The sequence below is a fragment of the Pseudofulvibacter geojedonensis genome (assembly GCF_042675745.1).
Taxonomy (GTDB): Bacteria; Bacteroidota; Bacteroidia; order Flavobacteriales; family Flavobacteriaceae; genus Pseudofulvibacter; species Pseudofulvibacter geojedonensis.
In genome coordinates, this window is sequence record NZ_JBHTJM010000009.1 from 459,728 (window position 1) to 480,124 (window position 20,397).

Sequence of the window (20,397 nt, forward strand, 5' to 3'; positions counted from 1 at the left end):
TAATTACTTTTTTTTTAAGTTTAAATTTAAGTAATGTATTGATTTTCAGTTAAATAATTATTAACTTTGATAGGAAGCCTTAAATATTACGACTAACTAATCATTAAAATATTGAAGTTATGAAAAACAAAATTAGAACGGTCTTTAAAAAAATGACCTCTCCGAATGAATGGGGTAGGCAAGAATATGAAGGAAAATCATTACCAAATACAAGAAATCAACGTTTAGATAAAAGCAGGCCTAATGGTTTAGATAAAATGGCTTTTGTACAGCGTATAATGACTAAATATGTAACAGGTTATCCTAAAGGAAGTATATAATTTATTTTATAGAAAAACCCCAACTAACAACTTGGATTATTTTGGGGAATAAAACAGTGGTTGATAAATAGCGGGGTTTTATGATTAACTATATAAACACTTATAAAATGCGTTTACATAATTAAAACAAGTTAAAAGCATTTTACCCTATAATTATTTGATAATAAAGTAATTGCTTCAATAATCTACACTTAAAATAAGTAGGTAAAAGTATGATGTAATATAAAAAGCACTTGATTATAACTAATCAAGTGCTTTTTATTAGTAAGAGTTATTTAATAATAATTTTTTTAGTTTGTTCTTTAGCTCCATTTCTTATTGTTAAGAAATATATACCTGTTTCTACTGATTGAAAATTTAAAGTTTCATTAAAATTGATATTGTTATTTGAATACGATTGAGTATTAATTAAACGTCCTCTTACATCAAATAAGTTAATAGTAGTTGCAGAATTATCTATTTTAGTAAATGATAAATTAATCTGTCCTGTAGATGGATTAGGATATAAATTAAAGTTTCCGAAAGAAAAGTCATTAACACCTAAAACACTATTAATAGTAAAGTTTGTAGAATTAACATTATAAAAAATGTTATCAACTCCCATAACCATTATTCTTGCTTGAGTTGAATTTCCTACTCCAGGAACAGTTATTGAGTGAGATCCATCGTTAGGTGTACTAGCTGCTAAAACAGTTGGGAAAGTTGCTCCTCCATCTATAGATAATAATATTTTTACGTTAGAGCAGTTTACAGGAGCCACATCTGTATTTGCTTTGTTCCAAGTAATTGTTTTGGTTTCTCCACCATTCCAAGTAACATTACTATTTTGAGAGCTTACCGTAAAAGGACCTGCAGAACCATTTACAGTAATAGTAGTATTTTCTCTTGTTGTTATACCTCCACCAACATGATTATCTCTAACTGTTAAAGCAAAATTCATAGTTCTAGCAACAGAAGGAATTACTTCCCAACCATCGGCAGAAGTTGTATGTCCAGCTAAAACTCTAGATAATACTGGTAAATATCTGTCTGGAGAAGTACTTGGACTTAATGATCTAAATGCAGGACCAGCTGTATTAGTACTTACAGGAGGTTGAGTGGCTGGTGTAGTATCTGTTTGTTCCCAACAATAGGTTAAAGCATCTCCAGAATCTGCATCAGTAGCATTACCTTGTAAAACTAAAGGAGTCGATTTAGGAACTGTATAGTTTGGTATAGGATTAATTGTTGGAGCAGCATTGTTAGCACTAGTTTCTACATCGCATGTATTACCAGATATTACTGCTAACATTTCTGCAATACTTGCTGCATGAAAATGAGCGTCACTATTACTTTGTACATTTGGAGGGCAAATTCCTGCATATCCCATGATAGTAGATCCACTTCCTGGTTCTACAGCAGTAGCATTATTTCTGTTACATGAATTATTTTGTGTATGATTAGCACCAAACTGATGGCCTAACTCATGTGCTACATAGTCAATATCATATGGGTCACCCATAGGAGTACTAGAACCAGTAATTCCTTGAGCTTTGCTACCATTGATACATGGAACCCCTAATGCAGCTAGTCCTCCACCTCCAGTACTAAAAGTATGTCCAATATCATAATTTGCACTTCCAATATTGGCATCACAAACTGTTTGACTTTGATCTATTAAAGTACCTGCATCGTTATTATCTAAATTATCTGTAGCAGCGTTTAAAAAGATAACACTTGTGTTATTAGCTACAATAACCATTCTTACAGCCACATCTCTTTCATATACTCCATTTACACGTGTCATGGTAGTATTCATAGCAGATAAAACAGCTGCTTTTTTTACTGCATCTGTAGCTGAACCAGGCACACCTTGTTGATTCAAATGAAATTGAGCATATTCACCAGTACAAGCTAAAGCCAATCGGTAGGTTCTTAAATTTCCATCGTTAGATGCAAACACTTGATTTTCAGAACTTATTTTATCTAATGCACTAGCAGTATTGTCTACTAAACAATTAAAGTCGTTAACAAGTTCAGGCAAACTACTTTTAGTATAAGCAATATAGTTTTCGTTATTTTTAGTATACGGATCTATATAAAAAGTACTGTATTTACCAGAACTAATCATAATATGCAAACCATCATTTGCAATACTAAATCTAGCTATAGCTGTGGGATCATCTAATCCTTTACCTATGTAAGATTTTATGTTCGGAAATTGAGCAGCCAATTCAGGAGCTAAGTTAGAAGCCTCGATAACCTCAAACTTTTGAAAAGTTTTATATGGTCCAGGAATTATTAACGTTTTTGAAGAGCTTTTAGCAGTGCTAACAGAAGCTAATTCTGCTTTTAAATCGTTTAAATTTAATTGGTAAAGATTGTACTCTTTAGGAGTAGATTTACGCAATGTTTTTTCTAATCGATTTGTTGATTTGTCTGATGTTTTTTTCCACAAATTCACCTGTGAAAATGCTATAACAGAAAAGAATAGCAAAAAAGTAGATAGGGTAATTTTTTTCATTTAAAATTAAATTAAAATTATACAAAGTATAGTTTGATTATTAAACAACTAACAGTTTAAAGAGGAATTACCCTACTTTACTATTAGTTTAATTAACCGAAAAGAATAACAATCTAGTTAACCTTTAAAATATTTTGACTAATGACGTCAAAGAAAATGTAATATGTTATTACTTTTCGGCTAGTAAGAATTAATTAGTTTATAATATAATTTATTGCTGCAGTTATGTGAACATCGTCTCCGCTAGAAACTTGAGTTGAGGTAGGTAAAATTTGTTCGTCTGGAGTAATACCAATACCCTCAAAAGATTGGAAGGAGCCATTATATAAAACTTCTACATCGTGAACAGAAACTCTTGTTTTCCATTTTCCTCCTCCGTTAGTTAATGTAAGTATATCACTGCCAGCAAAAATACCAAAAGTTCGATCTCCAATAGTTTTTACATGAGATTGACTTTTCATAGCAGCTGTAAAATATTCAGCTGCACTACCAGTTTCGTTACTTGTTAATAATGCTACTTTATTAGTAAATTGAAAGTTACCTGAGTTTGTTACAGTATTATCTTGAGGAGATACACCAGCAATATAACCTCCTTCTGCTCTTGAATCTGGATAACCTTCAAAAACTTGGGTTGCCCAATTTCCTAAAGAAGAAATAGTACTACCAGTAGTTGTTTTTATACGCTCTCTAGATACTTGAAAAGAAGTAGGGTTGTTAAAGAACCTTCCAGCCAAATAAAAAGCAAACATACCTTGACCACCTCCATTAGTACGAACATCTACAATAATACCAGACTTATTTTGTAAAGCGGTTAAAGCTTCATCTACAATTGTTTTAAAATTCACGAATTCAGAATCAAAATTATCATTTATAGGTTCAAACTGTTTTGATTGTATATAACCTATACTAGAATTATTAGTTAGTGTTCCGTAAGAAATGTATGGATTATCAATGCTACTAGTTACCAACGTTACCTTATTAGGAGTATTGTTCTGAACCATGTTTTTTATCTCTTGATTAAAAGGAGGTTCATAGATAGCTTCTTGATTGTTATTTAAAATAACATCTGTATGACCGTCTTTAATTACATCAGACATTATAGTATTGAATATAGAAAACAATTGACTATCTGTCGTATTACTAGATATCTGTGGGTAGTACGTATCGTAAATATTTTGCCAATTAATATTTTTTCTATGAAATAAAGGATAATGTCTATCGTATATATCCCAGAATTCTTGAAAAACTTTTTGTTGTTCTGTTGTTGTTTGATTATTAGGTAAACTATCATTGTCATTACTACAAGAAGTAACAACTTTAATAGTTAAAAAAAGAAGTAGGATTGATTTTAAAATAAATTTCATAATATTTTAATTTGATTGTAAATTAATGTTGGCCGTACCAGTATATACACCTTGTGAGTTTTGTGTAAAGTCTATAATTCTACAATTATCAATATTTTCGTCTGCAGTTCTAGAATCTCCAGAAAAATAGATTTGAGTTATTAAGGTTTGGTATCCATTTGCTGTTACTTTATAATGAAAGTGTCTAGGTCTTCCAGGATATAAGCCAGGTCTTATACTTTCAAATGTATATTGTCCTTGTGCATTAGTGGTAATAAAACCTCTTAAAGTAATTTGATTTGCTTGATAATCTGATACGTTTCCATCTCCAACAGGGTGGTATATACCTCCATTATCTGCATGCCATACTTCTATCATGGCATTAGCTACAGGAGTATTGTTCCCTACACCTCCATAAATGGTGCCGCTAACTATTATTTTATCTCCTGGCAAGCTTTGGGTGTTAAGGTTAGTGACTTCTGAAGAGCCAGAAACATAATAAGGGCCAAGCATATCAGATTTAGTTATGTTGTTATTACAATCTACAGAAGAGTTAGCACTATCATCATTATTACATGAGATTAATGTTGAAGATAATAGAGGAGTGGCTATTATACCCAAGCTTAAATTTTCTAAAAATTTTTTCCTTTCCATATCCTTTTAATTAAATGTTAAACTTTATTGATAAAGGATACTAACTTATTGTCTATAAGTACCGTCAGGTAAAACAGTAGGAAATTTATATTGAGTATCTGTTAATAAGTTATATATAGTAGCATCTGTACTTTGTACTAATGCAGAAGTATTTAATTTCCACTCTTGTTGTATTTCATTTAACCTATTGTTTTGAGCTCCTAATATTGAAGTCATGGCCCAATAAAAATATTCTGTTGCTTGACAAGCATATGTGCAGGTAGTATCATCATAAGTATACCAAGCTCCTTCAGGATAAGTATTAGGAATATTATTAAACTGTCCGCCTCTAGCTGTATCCATAGCATTGCTTAAAGAGCTTCCTTGTTGTTCGCCAAAGATAGACGGATACGCTTTAGAGTATCCCGCATGTGTAATTATATGCCATACTTCTTCTAAAGCTGCATCAAATTGACCAGTATGACCATTGGTATGCCAAACCGGTATGGTTTCATCATTTCCTAAATCTTGGCCTAATGCATTGTTAGGTGGATTGATATTTAAATCGTTTTCATTTTTCCACATTACCATATAAGCATTATTTTCTATCATCTTATCTAGAACTAATTGGTTGTCTATTGTTCCATCTTCATTGTTGTCTAAATACTGAGCCATAATATTTGCAGCATGCAATAATCTATTATTATCTACTGCTGTAACCGCATAAATAGGAATACCAAAAACAACAACTTTTTTTGTAAATCCAGGAAAATTAGTGTCAGAACTAGATACAACTGTAAAGTTTGAATTGTTATCTCCATTATCTGGAGTAGCTTGGCTAGACGAATCATCTTTAGAACAAGATGCACAACTCAATAATAAACTTAAAAATAGCAGGCCAATAATTTTGAAATAATTTTTCATAAATGATGGGGTTTGAATTTATACTTGTAAAGTAAACGAACACACTTATGATTTGTGTTATTGAGGCTTCCAAAATTAGTCCGAATAGAAGTAAATGGACTAATTAATACTGTTTTCGTACTGTTTTGGAGTCATACCTTCAAGCTTTTTAAAAGCAGTGTAAAAGGTCGACTTAGAAGAAAAACCAGCTTCTTGGGCCAAACCTAATAAACTTAGTTGATTGGCTTTTGGTGATTGAATTAACGTTTTAAATTCGTTAACTCTTAAGGTATTTATTAACTGGTAAAAGTTAGTTTGAGTATTAATAATTCTAGATAATTCTTTCTCTTTTATATTTAACTCTATGGCTAAACCACGTAAATTTAATTGTTGGTTTGTATACAGCTTCTGGTTAATTATTTGCTCTTTTAGTTCATTAAATAAACTTAAATCTTCATTATTGATTGTATTTGTTTTATTTTCAATACCAAGAGTGTTATTGGGTTCTATTTTATCTTCTTTGTAAAGAGATTGATTAAAAATTTCGGGTTGAGATAAACCTTTATATCCTATCCAATAAATTAAAATACAAGTAGCAATAGTAGAAATTAAAGCAAAAATTTCGGGTAATTCTTGGTTGAACAAACTAATTATATCTTCCGCAATCCAGAAGATATAAAACCCTAACATAATATAGAGAATAGTTTGAATCCAGGATAGTGTTTTTTGTTCTATTTCTGAATAGTAATTAATAACGTTTTTTTGGTGTATAGTCAATATCTTAAAAAGATAAGCTATAATAGATATGTTATAAGTATAATCTAAAAACCTAGCTGCTAAAAACTCTTCGTTATTATTTATTATTAACGGAATAAAAAATGATATAACTAAGCCTAAACCTAAAACGAACCAAGCTTTTTTAGGAATATAACCTAATATGTTTTTTTGCACATAAAAAAGTAAAAATACAAGAGTTGGGAAGTTAAGTACTTCGACAATTTCAAAATCATTATAAATAGAAACTTCAGTAATAAAAACTTGAAAAACTTCTAATCCTAAACTAATTAAAAATAAACCTAAGTAAATATTCGTTTTAGGAGGTTTAAATAAAAAAACCAACCCTAAAATAAAAGCAGTTGTAAATGCCATTAAGTCGAATATTTGAAATATTTCTAAAGTTATTTCCATGTTGGTTTTTTACTTATTTTAGCACAAAATACTGTATTAATGGGAATAATAAAAGTTGAAAATATTAAGTGTTACGCTTTTCATGGATGTTTAGAAGAAGAGGCTAGAATAGGTAGCGATTATAGAATAGATGTTATAGTTAAAGCTGATTTAACTCAATCTTCTAGAACAGATGATTTGAATGATACAGTAGATTATGTTTTATTGAATAAGATAGTTAAGGAAGAAATGAATATTAGAGCTAAATTGTTAGAAGTTGTGGCTCAAAGAATTTTAGATAGAATTTTTGTTGAGTCTGGCTTAGTAACTGAGGCTGAGGTTGCTGTTTCTAAATTAAATCCTCCTATAGGAGGCGACGTAGAAAAAGTAACAATTCTTTTACAGAAAACACGATAGTTTTAAAAAAACTTATTACATTTGCTCTTATAATAGGGTGTCGTGGCCGAGTGGCTAGGCAGTGGTCTGCAACACCATCTACAGCGGTTCGAATCCGCTCGACACCTCAAAACAAGCTCTCTTTTTATAGGGAGCTTTATTTTTTTATAAAAGCATCTAAGTTATTAATGCCATATGCTTTACGATATTCTTCTTCTCCTATAGAATTATTTTCATTAGAGTCGTAGTCCATAATGATTTTCCAATTACCATTTTCTTTAGCTAAAAGAACATGAAATTGGCCATAAAATATTTTAAGTTCTTTATTAACTTCTTTGCGTTCTAGTTTGTAGATACCGCGCTCACTAGCTATAGAATCGTTAGCAATTCTTTCAAAAAAGCGTAATGATATTTTATTGGTAGTTTTATCCTCTCTCGCTTTTTTAAATTGTTTTTTATAGCCGTCTATATAAGTTTTATAATCTTTAATTCTGTTGCCTCCAGAAATTCTAATCAATTTTTTAGAATGAATATTGGCCATTAAGCTTGCGTCTAACGAATTAAAAGCTTGGTAAAATTGTTCCCATACAGCATTAATTTCATTTAAGTCATTCTTGGTTTGAGCAAGACTAGATGAGAAAGTAATTAAAAAGAAAACAGAGAAGGTTATTTTTTGAAACATAATATGATGTTTTAAAAGCTTCTTTAAAGTTAGGGATTTTAATGATAAGTTATGTTATAAAAAAACGGCGCTCTCCAGCGCCGTTTTTTATCCCAAATTTACTATGAAGACATTATAGTAATGTTTACTCACTTATATATACCTTAAAACACGGTTTTGTTACCCATGTTTTTTAATTTATTTAAAAAAAAATAAAAAATAAATTATAACTACTTGGTTTTTAATTAGTTATATTGTGTGGTTTTTTCTATTTTTTTCTGAACTTTTGCCATTCCGCTAGGAAAAAAACCTTGAACTACTAAGCCTAGGCCTATAAAAAGAATAATAAGACTTACTATTTTTTTCATGTTAAAAACCCTTCTAGGTGTTAACTTACTTTTTAATTTTTTAGCTAAGAAGATTTTTAATAAGTCCGTTGCTAAATAGGTAAGAAGTACAGTAGATAAAAAGATAACCACTCCATTAGGTGAACTGGTAACAGATTCTGCCAAAACAATTGTAGCAATCCACACACCTAATACTCCAAAATTGATGAAGTTTAATAAAAAGCCTTTAAAAAAGAGTTCGAAATAGTTTTTTTTAATGGTAACACTCCTATGTTCACGTATTATTTTACGAAAAGATTTAGATGTTTTTACAAAGGAAATCAGTCCATAAATAAATAATAAAGCACCACCAAAAATAAGTAGATTAGGATCGTCTTTTACTTTTTCTAAAATTTTTGTAGTACTAAAAAAGGCTACCAGAATAAATAAAATATCGGCAAAAATCACCCCTAAATCAAAACTTAAAGCAGCTCTAAAGCCTTTGGTAACACTCGTTTCTATAAGAACGAAAAATACAGGCCCAATAGTTAAGGCCAGAATTATACCACAAGCAACAGCTTTAAGAATCTCTTCAAACATAGTTCAAAAATACAAATAAGTATTGGCTGTGTAAATAAAAACCTATGAAATTATTAAGCTAACATCTCTTAATGAAACTTTGTATTGTTACATTGTAAAAAGCCTAGACAAGGAGTTAATCTACAATAGTAATTGAGCCACCAAGTATTTTTTTCTGATCTACCACTTTAGGGTTACCGTAAATTCTAATATTACCGCCAGTTTTTACAGTGGCTTTTGCTACATCTGTTACATAAACTTTAGCCATTGCTCCAGTACTAGAATTAATATTAGCTTGCTCAGACTTTAATTGTTTGGCATGATAATTAGCTCCAGAGTTTACTGTAATATCTTGGTTGGTAGCATTGCCAGAAATTTCAATTGTAGCTCCAGAAATTGAACGAGCAGTTAACCTTTTAGCTTTAATAGTAACATCTATTTCTGCTCCTTCTTGAGCGTTAATATCTAAGTCTATAGCTTCAACAACTCCGTTAGATTTAATAAATGAACCTTCATTAGCATCGATTAAATACAAATGGTTGTAGTATAAATCTACATGAGTTCCTTTACCACTATGATACTTTTCGATATTTAATTTGATTTTTAGCAAATCATTTTTAGTTACCAATTGTACTTTATCGGCATATTTACCCGTAATAACAGCTTTGTTTGTTTTACTAGGAATTAAAGTAATGGTTAAACCATCATAGGTTTTTAACTGATTAAAGCTACCTAATTTTTTTTCTATTTTTTGAGCAATAGCTGTTGATGAAATAACAAATGCTAGAATAAATAATACAGATCTCATAAATTTTAATTTTATATATATAACGTCAATACTAATAATGAATTGTTACAGTTGTTTCAAAAATAATACCAAGATTACAATCCAACTATAGCTGCTTCGGCACATCTTTCTCCATCCATAGCTGCAGATATAATTCCACCAGCATAACCACCACCTTCACCACAAGGGAATAAACCGATAACTTCTGGATGCTCTAAAGTTTCATTTCTTGGGATGTTAACAGGAGAAGAAGTTCTAGATTCTACACCGATAATATTAGCTTCTTTGGTATAATAACCATTCATTTTTTTATCAAAAGCAACAAACCCTTTACGCAATCTACTTCCAATATGTTTAGGAAATAACGAATGTAGAGGAGCACTTTTTAATCCGGGTTGATAAGAAGTTTTATTTAAGTCGGTAGATAATTTTCCTTCAACAAAATCTGTCATTCTTTGTGCTGGAGCTGTTTGAGTTCTTCCACCAGCATTAAAGGCTAGCTTTTCAAAGTCTTTTTGAAATTCAAGACCTTTTAAAACACCAAACTGTTCGTATTTGGGTAAGTCTTTATCTACATTTATTTCAACAACAATTCCAGAGTTAGCAAATTCATTGTTTCGTTTAGATGGAGACATACCGTTTACTACCAACTCTCCATTAGCAGTAGCCGCAGGAACTATAAAACCACCAGGGCACATACAGAAAGAATACACACCTCTTCCTTTAACCTGTTCTACTAAACTATAAGCTGCAGCAGGTAGCAAATCATCTCTTTGTCCAGTACAGTGATATTGTATATTATCTATAATTTGTTGAGGGTGCTCTGCACGAACTCCCATTGCAAAAGACTTAGCTTTTAAAGCAATATTCTTTTTATGTAGCAATTCATAAATATCTCTAGCAGAATGACCTGTAGCTAAAATGACTCTGTTAGCAGTCATTTCTCTTCCGTCTAATAATTGAATAGTCTGTACTTTATTTTCTTTAATAACAAAGTCGCTTACTCGGCTATTAAAATGCACTTCTCCGCCAAACTTAATAATGGTTTCTCTTATATTCTGAACTATCTTAGGTAGCTTATTGGTTCCTATATGAGGATGAGCATCTATTAATATTTGTTCTGTGGCACCATGAAAAACAAAGTTTTCGAATACGCGTCTAACATCACCTCTTTTTAAGCTTCGGGTATATAGTTTACCATCAGAATAGGTTCCTGCACCACCTTCGCCAAAACAATAATTAGAGTCTTCGTTTACATAATGATCTTGGTTAATAGCTTTTAAATCTCTTCTTCGTTCTTGAACGTTTTTACCACGCTCTAAAACAATTGGTTTAAAACCTAATTCTATGCAGCGTAAAGCAGCAAACATTCCGGCAGGACCAAAACCTACTATATGAATAGGTTTTGCGTTAGAGACATCTTTATAGTCAAAAGTATAATCAGATTTTTCAGGAACCGATTCGTTTATATATACAGCAACTTTGTAATTAAAATAGATAGTTGCTCTTCTGGCATCTATAGATTTACGCAGTATTTTAACACCCGATATTTCATTTCTATCTACGTTTAAATCGTAAGCAGCTTTACGAAGTAAATACCCTTCTTCTTTTTCCTGAACCAAGGTGGTTCTTATGTTAAGGTGATGAACCATATACTTTAACTAATTGTTCTCTGTAGAGAACGAATCCACAAATAAATACCTAAGGCAGCTGCTATATGTTTTAATGAATGACCACTAATAATATTTAAGGTTTGATGAATTTCAGTGTCAAAATACTCAAATACTTTAGCGAGTCCGTAACAAATAATAAGCAACCAATAGCCAAAGATACTATGGTTTTTAGATTTATAGAACAAAAGAATGATGGGAATAGCTATAATAGGATAAAACTGAACTAAAATATAAAGCCTTAGATCTTCATAAAACACCCAATAAAGAATAGATACGATTCCAAAAAGTAATAAAGGAAGCAATGCTTTTTTACCAATGTTTTTATTTATAAACTCTGATAATACAACAGAGAAGAGCCCCATAAAAGCTATTGTCATGGGCAATCTATCCCAAACTAGTGTTTGATTACTGGGGTGCAAGTGATAATAACCCGAACCGAAGGCAACTAGACTAACACCTATAAAGAATAAGCGATAAGCAATGATATTGTCTTTGCTTTTGATCGATATTAAGCCATAAATGCCTACGATAAAAAAAGGCAGATTAGAAAGTACATTCCAACAATTAGGGATCGTTAAGCAAGAATTCTGATCACTAAAAAAATGGTAATTAGGATCTTGTAAAATAGGGTTTAAGGAGCATAAAACAATTGCGGATATAGCTAATAATCCGAACAGTATAAATTTTAATTTAGCATTCTTTTTCAATAGATTAATATTTTTTATGCCAACCAAAGCCCATTATCATACTTACGCCAATATAAGATTGCTTGGAAATGTTTCCAGATAATTTAAAACCGAAACTATGTCCGAAAGCAGTAGGTTTTCCTACAGGAATTATTCTATAAATCCTATACCTTTTTTTATTGGCTTTAAACCACATGATACTTGCTTCAAAGGCTAAACCAATATGTTTAGTCTTATTTACTATTTCTACTTCATTATTTATATGTTTTGTTTCATAAGTATTATGAGAAATTCCACCAGAAAAACTAAGAGATCGTCCATTTTTAATATATCGTTTACCATATAATAAACCATATTCTTCATTATATGAAGTAACATCGGGTAGTAAAAGAAAAGCTAATTTAAAATTGGCTAATTGTGAAACTCTAAAAGTAAAAAGACTATTTTCATGCTGATAATTTAAATTTCCACCAATTAAAACCCCAGAAATCTTACCTCCACCACCTCCCAAAAAGCCTTCGACAAACAGTATAGGATTACTGTTTTCTTTTTCTTTTTGAGCAAAGGTTAGGTTGCTTAAAAGTAATATAAATACAATTAATTTACGATTTATCATTTAACGAATACTAAGAATTAGTGTCCGAAAATATTATAAAGACATTTAAAAACAAATTATTTATAATTAATCTAATTAAAAAGATATAATATTCTTTCTTGATTATCTGGTAAACCTATAATATTATTTAAATAATCTTTTTTATGATTTAATTTACCTTTTTTAATATACCCTTCTCCCATTGGCATACAAGTAGCCCAAGAACCAGATTGTTTACAATCTTTTAGGTTGGTGATTTTAACAACTGTATGATTTCCTACGATTACTAAAGCTTTGGTAAAGTTGCTAGCTTTTTCTAATGATTCCTTCATATTACTTTTCTTTAAAGAAATAATTTTAGAAGCCGACTCTTTGGCTAAAGATGTAATGGTTTTAATAGGTGTTTTTTCAATGTTCTCTAACGAGGTAATATCATTTAGGTAATTATTAATTTCAGTGTTTTCGGAATTGTTTTTTTCTTTTCCGCAACTAACCAAAATTAATAGTAAGGCTAGAGTAAATAGTTGAGTTAGTTTTTTCATTGTTCTACATTTAATATTTTGATTAATGTTTCTTCTAATTTTTTATTCCAAGATTTTGCGTTGTGACCACCTTTATACTTTTCAATATCGTAAAATGAATTTACAGATTTATATTTTTCTATAATTTGATCGGTCATTATTTTAAGAACAAAGCTTTCCTCATCACCATATTTTAAATATAAGTTAGGGTATTTTATGTTTTTATTCCAAATATTGCTTGTGGCATTAGATCCCAACGTAGAAAAACAAATATAATTTTCTATTAAATTTGGATGTTTATTTAATAAATTAGCTCCAAAACCTGCTCCGTTAGAAACACCATAAAATAACCTATCTTTTTTAGAAGCTTTAATTTTTAAACTTCTTTCTATATGAGGAATAAATTCACTGGTAAAATAATCTAAATGATTTTTAAATCTAGAAGCTAATTTTTTGTCGTGATTAGTTGAATCATACTGAGTTTCTATATATTCAAAATGTCTATATGAATGATATGATTTTTCACCATTGCCTTTAGTTTGATACTCATTGGTTAATTTTGAATTGCTATAGCTTCCAACATAAATAGTAGGTTTTATAAGTTTAGCATTAATTAATGAATCTAATAAGGATTTCATATAATTTGCATTAGAATCTAAATTTCCATCAGTAGCATAGATTATTGAATATTTATTTTTACAATTAAATCCTTTAGGTAAATAAATATTATGTTTTCTGTATTCAGATAAATTTTTGCTATAAATAGAATCTGTATAGAATTTGGAGTTTTCTATATCTGGTGTCATTGCTGTTTTCTCATTTTTACAATTTGTTAAAAAAAGAAAACAAAATAAAGTAAGAAATAGGTATGAAATTTTCATTTCTTTGTGGTTTACAAGTAATATCTTTAAGGCTTATTCTTCTACTTTGCCAATCAAATTAAAATCTAAATGGCGCTTTATCAAGTCGGCATTTTTAACCTTTACAATAACCTCATCACCTAATTGATATAGGTTTTTAGTAGTTTCTCCCACTAAAGCATATTGTTTTTCATCAAAAGTGTAGTAATCGTCTTTTATTTCTCTAATGCGAACCATACCTTCACACTTATTAGAGACAATTTCTACATAAATTCCCCATTCAGTAACACCAGAAATAACTCCAACAAATTCTTCATCTTTATGGTCCTGCATAAACTTAATTTGCATGTACTTTATAGAATCTCTTTCTGCTTTAGCGGCCAAGTTTTCCATATGAGAGCAATGATTGCTTTTTTCTTCATAAGTCTCTGCATCTACAGATTTTCCTTGGTCTATATAATGTTGTAATAACCTGTGTACCATTACATCTGGATACCTACGAATAGGTGATGTAAAATGAGAATAGTAAGGAAAAGCCAATCCGTAATGACCAATATTGTCTGTAGAATATTCGGCTTTACTCATAGAGCGTATGGCTAAAGTATCTACCATATTTTGCTCTCCTTTTCCTTGTACATCGTGTAATAATTTATTTAAAGATGCTGTTATAGTTTTTGGAGTTCTAAAATCTAATTTATATCCAAATTTAGCTATTACATTTTGTAAGTTTCCTAGTTTTTCACTGTCTGGTTCATCGTGAATTCTATAAACAAAGGTTTTGTTTTGCTTTCCGATAAATTCAGATACTTTTCTGTTAGCTAACAACATAAACTCTTCAATTAGTTTATTAGCATCTTTAGACGTTTTAAAATACACACCAGTAGGATTGGCTTCTTCGTCTAATTGGAATTTCACTTCTACTTTATCAAACGAAATTGCGCCATCTCTCATACGCTGATTACGCATTTTTTTAGCTAGCTCATCTAATTTTAAAACAGCAAATGCAATGTGTTTATCTGCTTGGTATTCTTTTCCAGTAAGAGAAACATTAGCAGGTATTGTAGTATTTATTGAAGAAGTATCTGTTCCATTTAAAGATCCATTAGATTCAATAATAGCTTGAGCCTCTTCATAAGCAAAACGTGCATCGCTATAGGTAACAGTTCTACCAAACCACTGATTGATAATTTGTGTTTTATCGTTCATTTCGAAAACCGCAGAGAAAGTGTATTTTTCTTCGTGTGGACGTAAAGAACAAGCGCCGTTACTTAATATTTCAGGCAACATAGGCACTACTCTATCTACTAAATATACAGAAGTGGCACGTTCGTAAGCTTCATCATCTAACACGGTTCCTTCTTTTAAATAATGAGAAACATCTGCAATGTGAATTCCGATTTCATAGTTTCCGTTTTCCAGAATTTGAAAAGATAAGGCATCATCAAAATCTTTAGCGTCTTTAGGATCGATGGTAAAGGTAGGTGTAGTACGCATGTCTCTACGCTTACTAATTTCTTCTGGAGTAATGCTTGTATCTAATGTGTTTGCATAACGTTCTACAGCTTCAGGAAACTCATGGGGCAATCCATACTCTGCTAAAATAGAATGTATTTCGGTATTATGCTCTCCAGGTTTTCCTAATACTTGAATTATTTTTCCAAAAGGAGAATCGGCTTTTTCTGGCCAATCTTTAATCTCTACTAAAACTTTATCTCCGTCTTCTGCATCTAGAGTTTGGTTTTTTGGAATGAAAATATCTACATGCATTTTTGGGCTATCGCAGACTACAAATCCAAAGTTTTTTTGCATTTGTAAAACACCTACAAACTCTGTTTTAGAACGTTCAATTATATTAATAATCTCACCTTCTAATTTATTGTTTCTTCTTCTTCTATATACGTAAACTTCAACCTCATCTCCATGTAAAGCTTGATTTACATTGTTTTGAGGAATAAAAATATCATCGTCTAGTTCTTCACAAATTACATAAGCATTTCCTCGACTTCCCATATCTACTTTTCCAGTAAAATAAGAGTTGTCTAAAGCAACTATTTTAAATTTACCACGTTCTACTTCTTTAATTTTGTCTTTTACTTGGAGCTGACGTAGTTTTTTTATGATTTGATTTCTACTACTAGGGTCATTTACACCGAGTTTAGCAGCTATTTGTTTGTAATTATAAGTTTTTTTTGGATCCTTTTTTAATATTTTAAGGATGGTATTGGTAAGGTTAGGAATCTTATTCTTTACTTTTTTCTTTTTTCTTGGCATTTATTCTTTTTTCATTAATCTCATATTCCTAATACGAGTTTTCATTTTGTGAGGTGTTTTTAGCCTCGTAATTATTTTAGATAGGGTATCAAATTAAGACGATACTCAAAATCTTCACCCAAATTACAAAAAAGAATCTCTTTATAGATTATTAAATTGTAAAATAGATGTATAAAAGATATTATTATATAAATAATTATGGCAATTGTTCTTGAATTAAATATAAGTTTGAAGGAGATGTTTGATTATTTAAATGAGCTAATACAATATCTTTTAAAATATTAGTATCATTACCAGATCCTAGATATTTGGTTACTCCATCTAGGTTTATATCTCCTGATGCGTAACCAGAAAATGAGTATAAATTACTATTGGTTGAATTACCAATTTCTGCTAAAATTTGATCTTTAATTGCATTGGTGTCATTACCAGAACCTAAATACCTTACCGAAGTATCATTGTTGGCATTACCAGCCCACATGGCAACAATTCCGTTTGGCATTCCATAATTACTTTGAGCGTCTATACCATTAGTAATTTGATTATTAGCATCTGTAAAGTTTAAGTTAGTATTGTTTTCGGATAAGAATATAGTGTTGTTGCTTATAACACCTAAATGATTCCTATGCTTTATAGAAATATAATAATCATCTGAAGTTGTATTAAAACTTAGGGCAGATACTCCGTCTGTATTTACAATATCTCCATCTCTTTGTAATAACGCTGAAGTATTCTGTAGTACAGAAAAACTGTCGTTTTTATCTCTTAGTTCCACCCAAACCCAATCTACAATAGCATCTGGACCAGTTATGTTAAATATGTTTGAGTTACAGGTTTTACCATCTGTATAAGGAGTAATATTTGGTAACATTCCCTGAGCTCTTAAATCATCTCGCATTAAATTTTCTTCTCCTACATTAGGATTTAAAGCAGCTCCTTGTAAGTAAACTTTGGCAGATAAATAAATGTCACAACCAACATCATTATAACTAGTTTGAGAATCTTTATTCGTCCAATTAGAGGTGGAATAAATAGCATCATCAACCAAAACACAATTCAAATTGGGATTGTTTTGAATTTTAAAGCGGTTATTAGCAATATTTATATTATTACCATTTTGCACATTTAGAGAAGTTAATGAATTATTTCTACAGAATAAACGATTTAAATTGATGTTATTTGATAAGTTAATATTGGTTACTGAATTATAGTTAAAGTATAACCACTCTAAAGCAGTGTTAGTTGAAGTATCTAAACTAGATAAATTATTTTCGTTTATAAATAACCTTTCTAAAGCCTGATTGTTACTAATACTTATAGAGCTAATGTTGTTTTTATTTGCATAGAGATATATCAAATCTATATTTGTACTTACATCTAAATCGGATAAATTATTTTCATTAACAAAAAGCTTTTTTAAGTTAGTATTGTTAGATAAATCTAGATTATTTACTGCATTATTATTAATATTTAGTGTTTTTAGGCTAGTTAAGTTTGCTAGGTCTAAACTTGAGATTGTATTATTTTTTGCATTGATAAACTTGAGGTCTGTATTCATACCTAAAGTTAGGGTACTTATGTTATTATTCCTGCATTGAAAGTTTCTAAGATTTACATTATTACTAATGTTTATTGAGCTAAGATTGTTATTGTTACAGAAGAATTTTTTAAGTAATGATAAATTACTGATATTTAGACTGATAATTAAATTGTTGTTACAGTTAACAGTTCTTAATTCTGTATTAGTATTTATAGGCAAAAAAGTTAAAGCATTACCTTGACAATATAATCGCCTTAATAATGTAAAATCTTGTATTCCTTTTAAATCAGCAATATTTTTATTTTCAATGTTTAATTCTATAACATTGCTAATATTAGCGGTTAAAACTTGACCGTCTAATATAGTATCATAACCTAAATCAATAAGTGCTTGCTCAAAATTACTGTCTGGGATAGCAGTATTTTGAGAAAAAGTAAACAAAGCACATAGAGATAGAGTGAGTAAAAATGTTATTCTCCTCATGCCTTCATAAAATTTGGTATTACAAAGGTACTCGGTAAAAATTAACATTTCTTACATTTTTTTTAAGAAAACTGTAACATTTCGTTGAATTGAGCGTCTATATAGATGTAACGTAGTTATTTAAGTGAAGAAAATATATAAAATAATCATCTTTTTTATTGTTATCCTTGTAATAGGGACATTCTTCTCTATTAGAAAGATTAATAATTCTCTTACGAAAGCCTCTTCTAAGGAAAAGGTTAACTATACTCAAAATTATAACGTTTCTATAAATCCGTTTTCTTTCAATTAATTGCTGTATTTTTGTGCCTAGACAACACAAAAACTACAGAAATGAAAATTGCTATTGGAAATGATCACGCTGGAACAGAATACAAATTCGAAGTCATAAAATTATTAGAGTCTAGAGGAATTGCTGTAACTAATTACGGTACTAATGAAAATTCTAGTGTAGATTACCCAGATTTTGTACATCCAGTTGCACAAGATGTAGACAGTAACAAAGTAGATTTTGGTATTTTAATTTGTGGTAGTGGAAACGGAGTTTCTATGACTGCGAATAAGTATAAAAATGTTCGTGCTGGTTTATGTTGGACTAAAGAAATTACAGAGTTAACGCGTTTGCATAACGATGCAAATATTTTAAGTATACCTGCTCGTTATACATCTTTACAGCAAGCTTTAGGTATGGTAGAAACATTTTTAGATACAGCTTTTGAAGGTGGGAGACACCAAAATAGAGTTGATAAAATTTCTTGTTAATGCTTACCTGGAAACGACTTTCTTTTACTGACTTTTCTATTGAGGAATTATACGATGTATTACAGTTACGCTCAGAAGTTTTTGTAGTTGAGCAAGACTGCGCATATCAAGATATAGATGGAAAAGATCAAAAAGCATTGCATATTTTAGGATATAAAGAGAAAGAACTGGTTGCTTATACTCGTTGCTTTAAACCAAACGATTATTTTAAGGAAGCTAGTTTTGGTAGAGTAATTATTAAAGAATCTGCTCGTTCATATGGTTTTGGTCACGATTTAATAAAAGAAACTTTAGCAGCTATAAAAGATGGGTATGACGAAACAACAATTCGTATATCTGCCCAAACTTATTTACTAAAGTTTTACGAGTCTCATGGTTTTACTCAAGAAGGAGAAGGCTATTTAGAAGATGGGATTCCTCATGTGAATATGGTTAAATAAAAAAGCCAACTAGTAGTTGGCTTTATATCTTCTGTTTTTTACAATATTTTTAATAATAATTTCTACACGTCTATCGTATTCTGCTCCTTTACCTAGAGGTACGGTTCTACGCATTCCTTTATAACGCATTCTATCTTTTGCTATTCCTTTACGTCTTAAATAACTATAAACCGCTTTAGCCCTTGTGTGCGATAGATTTTGCTTTTTGGTTTTACGATCTATGGCATCTCTACCATATCGAGTACAACAAACATGACCTTGAATTTCAATATATAATTCAGGATTATCTGTTAAGATTTGAGCTAGTTTACGCAAGTGAGGGAATGACTTTTCGGTAATCCAAGCATATCCTTCTTGAAAGTGAATGTTTTCTAAAACAAAACGATCACCTATATTAAAAGGTTCTACAAGCTTATTTTGTATTAAAGTTTCATTTACCTTAGGCTTTGGTATAATGGTTTTAATATCTACAGTAACTTTTCTATTTAAACCACGAATAATATCGGTTTCTACTTCATCAAATTTTCTAATTACAACTTCTCCTTTACCCTTGACAATTTTGAAGAGACTTTCATTTACTCCTAAACGAATTAATTCATTTTTAACATGCTTAGCTCTTTTAATAGATAAATTCATGTTGTATTCATCTGATCCTCTGTCATCTGTATAACCATACATGGTTATTTCTATGATTTTTTCTTGGCCTAAGTTTTCTATAAAATTTTTAAGGGCACTTTTTTCTTTATCGTTTAAAGTATAAATAGCCGTATCGAAATATACATTGATATCTCTATGTTGTTTTTGAGCAAGAGATATAGAAGAAACTAAAAGAAAAAGGCATACGTAAAAATGTTTCATACTCAATGGGGTTTGCTACAAATCTACACAAAATTTTAGTACTAGTGTAGACAGTTCGTTATCCAGTAAGTAAACTAGACAAAAGTAGTG

General features: G+C 30.3%; 20 protein-coding genes and 1 tRNA gene. 5 read left to right on the forward strand and 16 right to left on the reverse strand.

Annotated elements, in window-relative coordinates:
* Positions 1–119: 119 nt before the first annotated feature.
* Positions 120–320 carry a hypothetical protein gene (locus ACFQ1O_RS11670; RefSeq protein ID WP_377716200.1) on the forward strand — a complete coding sequence of 67 codons (201 nt, stop codon included), beginning with the start codon at positions 120–122 and terminating at the stop codon, positions 318–320.
* A gap of 271 nt (positions 321–591) precedes the next feature.
* Here the strand turns inward: ACFQ1O_RS11670 and ACFQ1O_RS11675 are convergent, their stop codons facing one another.
* From ACFQ1O_RS11675 to ACFQ1O_RS11695, 5 genes are all read right to left on the reverse strand, one after another.
* A complete protein-coding gene (locus ACFQ1O_RS11675) occupies positions 592–2,823 on the reverse strand; it encodes a zinc-dependent metalloprotease (protein WP_377716201.1) in 2,232 nt (743 codons plus the stop codon).
* A gap of 194 nt (positions 2,824–3,017) precedes the next feature.
* Positions 3,018–4,187, reverse strand: coding sequence for a S41 family peptidase (locus ACFQ1O_RS11680; protein WP_377716202.1), 1,170 nt, complete (start codon positions 4,185–4,187; stop codon positions 3,018–3,020).
* Between the two features lie 6 nt (positions 4,188–4,193).
* On the reverse strand, positions 4,194–4,820 hold the full coding sequence (locus tag ACFQ1O_RS11685; RefSeq protein ID WP_377716203.1) for a dioxygenase family protein: 627 nt from the start codon (positions 4,818–4,820) through the stop codon (positions 4,194–4,196).
* A gap of 45 nt (positions 4,821–4,865) precedes the next feature.
* The gene (locus ACFQ1O_RS11690; protein WP_377716204.1) at positions 4,866–5,723 is read right to left on the reverse strand and encodes a hypothetical protein; all 858 of its coding nucleotides are present in this window, start codon (positions 5,721–5,723) and stop codon (positions 4,866–4,868) included.
* 99 nt (positions 5,724–5,822) lie between these two features.
* Positions 5,823–6,890 carry a helix-turn-helix domain-containing protein gene (locus ACFQ1O_RS11695; protein ID WP_377716205.1) on the reverse strand — a complete coding sequence of 356 codons (1,068 nt, stop codon included), beginning with the start codon at positions 6,888–6,890 and terminating at the stop codon, positions 5,823–5,825.
* Positions 6,891–6,929: 39 nt separating this feature from the next.
* Here ACFQ1O_RS11695 and folB point away from each other — a divergent pair, with 39 nt between their 5' ends.
* Together folB and ACFQ1O_RS11705 are read left to right on the forward strand one after the other, a co-directional pair.
* A complete protein-coding gene (gene folB / locus ACFQ1O_RS11700) occupies positions 6,930–7,286 on the forward strand; it encodes a dihydroneopterin aldolase (protein WP_377716206.1) in 357 nt (118 codons plus the stop codon).
* A gap of 36 nt (positions 7,287–7,322) precedes the next feature.
* A tRNA-Cys gene (locus ACFQ1O_RS11705) sits at positions 7,323–7,393 on the forward strand.
* 29 nt (positions 7,394–7,422) lie between these two features.
* Here the strand turns inward: ACFQ1O_RS11705 and ACFQ1O_RS11710 are convergent.
* The 10 genes from ACFQ1O_RS11710 to ACFQ1O_RS11755 form a co-directional block, all read right to left on the reverse strand.
* The gene (locus ACFQ1O_RS11710; protein WP_377716207.1) at positions 7,423–7,947 is read right to left on the reverse strand and encodes a YybH family protein; all 525 of its coding nucleotides are present in this window, start codon (positions 7,945–7,947) and stop codon (positions 7,423–7,425) included.
* 224 nt (positions 7,948–8,171) lie between these two features.
* Complete coding sequence (locus ACFQ1O_RS11715) at positions 8,172–8,852, reverse strand: LysE family translocator (protein ID WP_377716208.1); 681 nt, start codon at positions 8,850–8,852, stop codon at positions 8,172–8,174.
* A 115-nt stretch (positions 8,853–8,967) separates the two neighbouring features.
* Positions 8,968–9,639 carry a head GIN domain-containing protein gene (locus ACFQ1O_RS11720; protein ID WP_377716209.1) on the reverse strand — a complete coding sequence of 224 codons (672 nt, stop codon included), beginning with the start codon at positions 9,637–9,639 and terminating at the stop codon, positions 8,968–8,970.
* A 74-nt stretch (positions 9,640–9,713) separates the two neighbouring features.
* On the reverse strand, positions 9,714–11,270 hold the full coding sequence (locus ACFQ1O_RS11725; RefSeq protein WP_377716210.1) for an NAD(P)/FAD-dependent oxidoreductase: 1,557 nt from the start codon (positions 11,268–11,270) through the stop codon (positions 9,714–9,716).
* Positions 11,271–11,275: 5 nt separating this feature from the next.
* Positions 11,276–11,998: a ceramidase domain-containing protein gene (locus ACFQ1O_RS11730; RefSeq protein WP_377716211.1), complete on the reverse strand. Its 723-nt coding sequence runs from the start codon at positions 11,996–11,998 to the stop codon at positions 11,276–11,278.
* Positions 11,999–12,002: 4 nt separating this feature from the next.
* The gene (locus ACFQ1O_RS11735) at positions 12,003–12,593 is read right to left on the reverse strand and encodes a hypothetical protein (protein WP_377716212.1); all 591 of its coding nucleotides are present in this window, start codon (positions 12,591–12,593) and stop codon (positions 12,003–12,005) included.
* Positions 12,594–12,664: 71 nt separating this feature from the next.
* Positions 12,665–13,114, reverse strand: coding sequence for a hypothetical protein (locus ACFQ1O_RS11740; RefSeq protein WP_377716213.1), 450 nt, complete (start codon positions 13,112–13,114; stop codon positions 12,665–12,667).
* Entirely contained in the window at positions 13,111–13,899 is a 789-nt protein-coding gene (locus tag ACFQ1O_RS11745) for an alpha/beta hydrolase (protein ID WP_377716214.1), read from the reverse strand. The genes ACFQ1O_RS11740 and ACFQ1O_RS11745 overlap by 4 nt, the downstream gene beginning before the upstream one ends.
* 108 nt (positions 13,900–14,007) lie before the next feature.
* Positions 14,008–16,224, reverse strand: coding sequence for a ribonuclease R (gene rnr, locus ACFQ1O_RS11750; RefSeq protein WP_377716215.1), 2,217 nt, complete (start codon positions 16,222–16,224; stop codon positions 14,008–14,010).
* A gap of 196 nt (positions 16,225–16,420) precedes the next feature.
* On the reverse strand, positions 16,421–18,247 hold the full coding sequence (locus tag ACFQ1O_RS11755) for a hypothetical protein (protein ID WP_377716216.1): 1,827 nt from the start codon (positions 18,245–18,247) through the stop codon (positions 16,421–16,423).
* Between the two features lie 333 nt (positions 18,248–18,580).
* On the opposite strand from ACFQ1O_RS11755, the gene rpiB reads away from it, so the two are divergent.
* Positions 18,581–19,009, forward strand: coding sequence for a ribose 5-phosphate isomerase B (gene rpiB / locus ACFQ1O_RS11760; RefSeq protein WP_377716217.1), 429 nt, complete (start codon positions 18,581–18,583; stop codon positions 19,007–19,009).
* Positions 19,009–19,449, forward strand: coding sequence for a GNAT family N-acetyltransferase (locus ACFQ1O_RS11765; protein WP_377716218.1), 441 nt, complete (start codon positions 19,009–19,011; stop codon positions 19,447–19,449). The genes rpiB and ACFQ1O_RS11765 overlap by 1 nt, the downstream gene beginning before the upstream one ends.
* A gap of 9 nt (positions 19,450–19,458) precedes the next feature.
* Here the strand turns inward: ACFQ1O_RS11765 and ACFQ1O_RS11770 are convergent, their stop codons facing one another.
* Positions 19,459–20,307, reverse strand: coding sequence for an OmpA family protein (locus ACFQ1O_RS11770; protein ID WP_377716219.1), 849 nt, complete (start codon positions 20,305–20,307; stop codon positions 19,459–19,461).
* Between the last annotated feature and the right edge of the window lie 90 nt (positions 20,308–20,397).

Excerpts from the sequence above, each read along its gene's own strand:
- ACFQ1O_RS11670 (WP_377716200.1), top strand. The coding sequence starts at position 120 with ATGAAAAACAAAATTAGAACGGTCTTTAAAAAAATGACCTCTCCGAAT.
- ACFQ1O_RS11675 (WP_377716201.1), bottom strand. The coding sequence starts at position 2,823 with ATGAAAAAAATTACCCTATCTACTTTTTTGCTATTCTTTTCTGTTATA.
- ACFQ1O_RS11680 (WP_377716202.1), bottom strand. The coding sequence starts at position 4,187 with ATGAAATTTATTTTAAAATCAATCCTACTTCTTTTTTTAACTATTAAA.
- ACFQ1O_RS11685 (WP_377716203.1), bottom strand. The coding sequence starts at position 4,820 with ATGGAAAGGAAAAAATTTTTAGAAAATTTAAGCTTGGGTATAATAGCC.
- ACFQ1O_RS11690 (WP_377716204.1), bottom strand. The coding sequence starts at position 5,723 with ATGAAAAATTATTTCAAAATTATTGGCCTGCTATTTTTAAGTTTATTA.
- ACFQ1O_RS11695 (WP_377716205.1), bottom strand. The coding sequence starts at position 6,890 with ATGGAAATAACTTTAGAAATATTTCAAATATTCGACTTAATGGCATTT.
- folB (WP_377716206.1), top strand. The coding sequence starts at position 6,930 with ATGGGAATAATAAAAGTTGAAAATATTAAGTGTTACGCTTTTCATGGA.
- ACFQ1O_RS11710 (WP_377716207.1), bottom strand. The coding sequence starts at position 7,947 with ATGTTTCAAAAAATAACCTTCTCTGTTTTCTTTTTAATTACTTTCTCA.
- ACFQ1O_RS11715 (WP_377716208.1), bottom strand. The coding sequence starts at position 8,852 with ATGTTTGAAGAGATTCTTAAAGCTGTTGCTTGTGGTATAATTCTGGCC.
- ACFQ1O_RS11720 (WP_377716209.1), bottom strand. The coding sequence starts at position 9,639 with ATGAGATCTGTATTATTTATTCTAGCATTTGTTATTTCATCAACAGCT.
- ACFQ1O_RS11725 (WP_377716210.1), bottom strand. The coding sequence starts at position 11,270 with ATGGTTCATCACCTTAACATAAGAACCACCTTGGTTCAGGAAAAAGAA.
- ACFQ1O_RS11735 (WP_377716212.1), bottom strand. The coding sequence starts at position 12,593 with ATGATAAATCGTAAATTAATTGTATTTATATTACTTTTAAGCAACCTA.
- ACFQ1O_RS11740 (WP_377716213.1), bottom strand. The coding sequence starts at position 13,114 with ATGAAAAAACTAACTCAACTATTTACTCTAGCCTTACTATTAATTTTG.
- ACFQ1O_RS11745 (WP_377716214.1), bottom strand. The coding sequence starts at position 13,899 with ATGACACCAGATATAGAAAACTCCAAATTCTATACAGATTCTATTTAT.
- rnr (WP_377716215.1), bottom strand. The coding sequence starts at position 16,224 with ATGCCAAGAAAAAAGAAAAAAGTAAAGAATAAGATTCCTAACCTTACC.
- ACFQ1O_RS11755 (WP_377716216.1), bottom strand. The coding sequence starts at position 18,247 with ATGAGGAGAATAACATTTTTACTCACTCTATCTCTATGTGCTTTGTTT.
- rpiB (WP_377716217.1), top strand. The coding sequence starts at position 18,581 with ATGAAAATTGCTATTGGAAATGATCACGCTGGAACAGAATACAAATTC.
- ACFQ1O_RS11765 (WP_377716218.1), top strand. The coding sequence starts at position 19,009 with ATGCTTACCTGGAAACGACTTTCTTTTACTGACTTTTCTATTGAGGAA.
- ACFQ1O_RS11770 (WP_377716219.1), bottom strand. The coding sequence starts at position 20,307 with ATGAAACATTTTTACGTATGCCTTTTTCTTTTAGTTTCTTCTATATCT.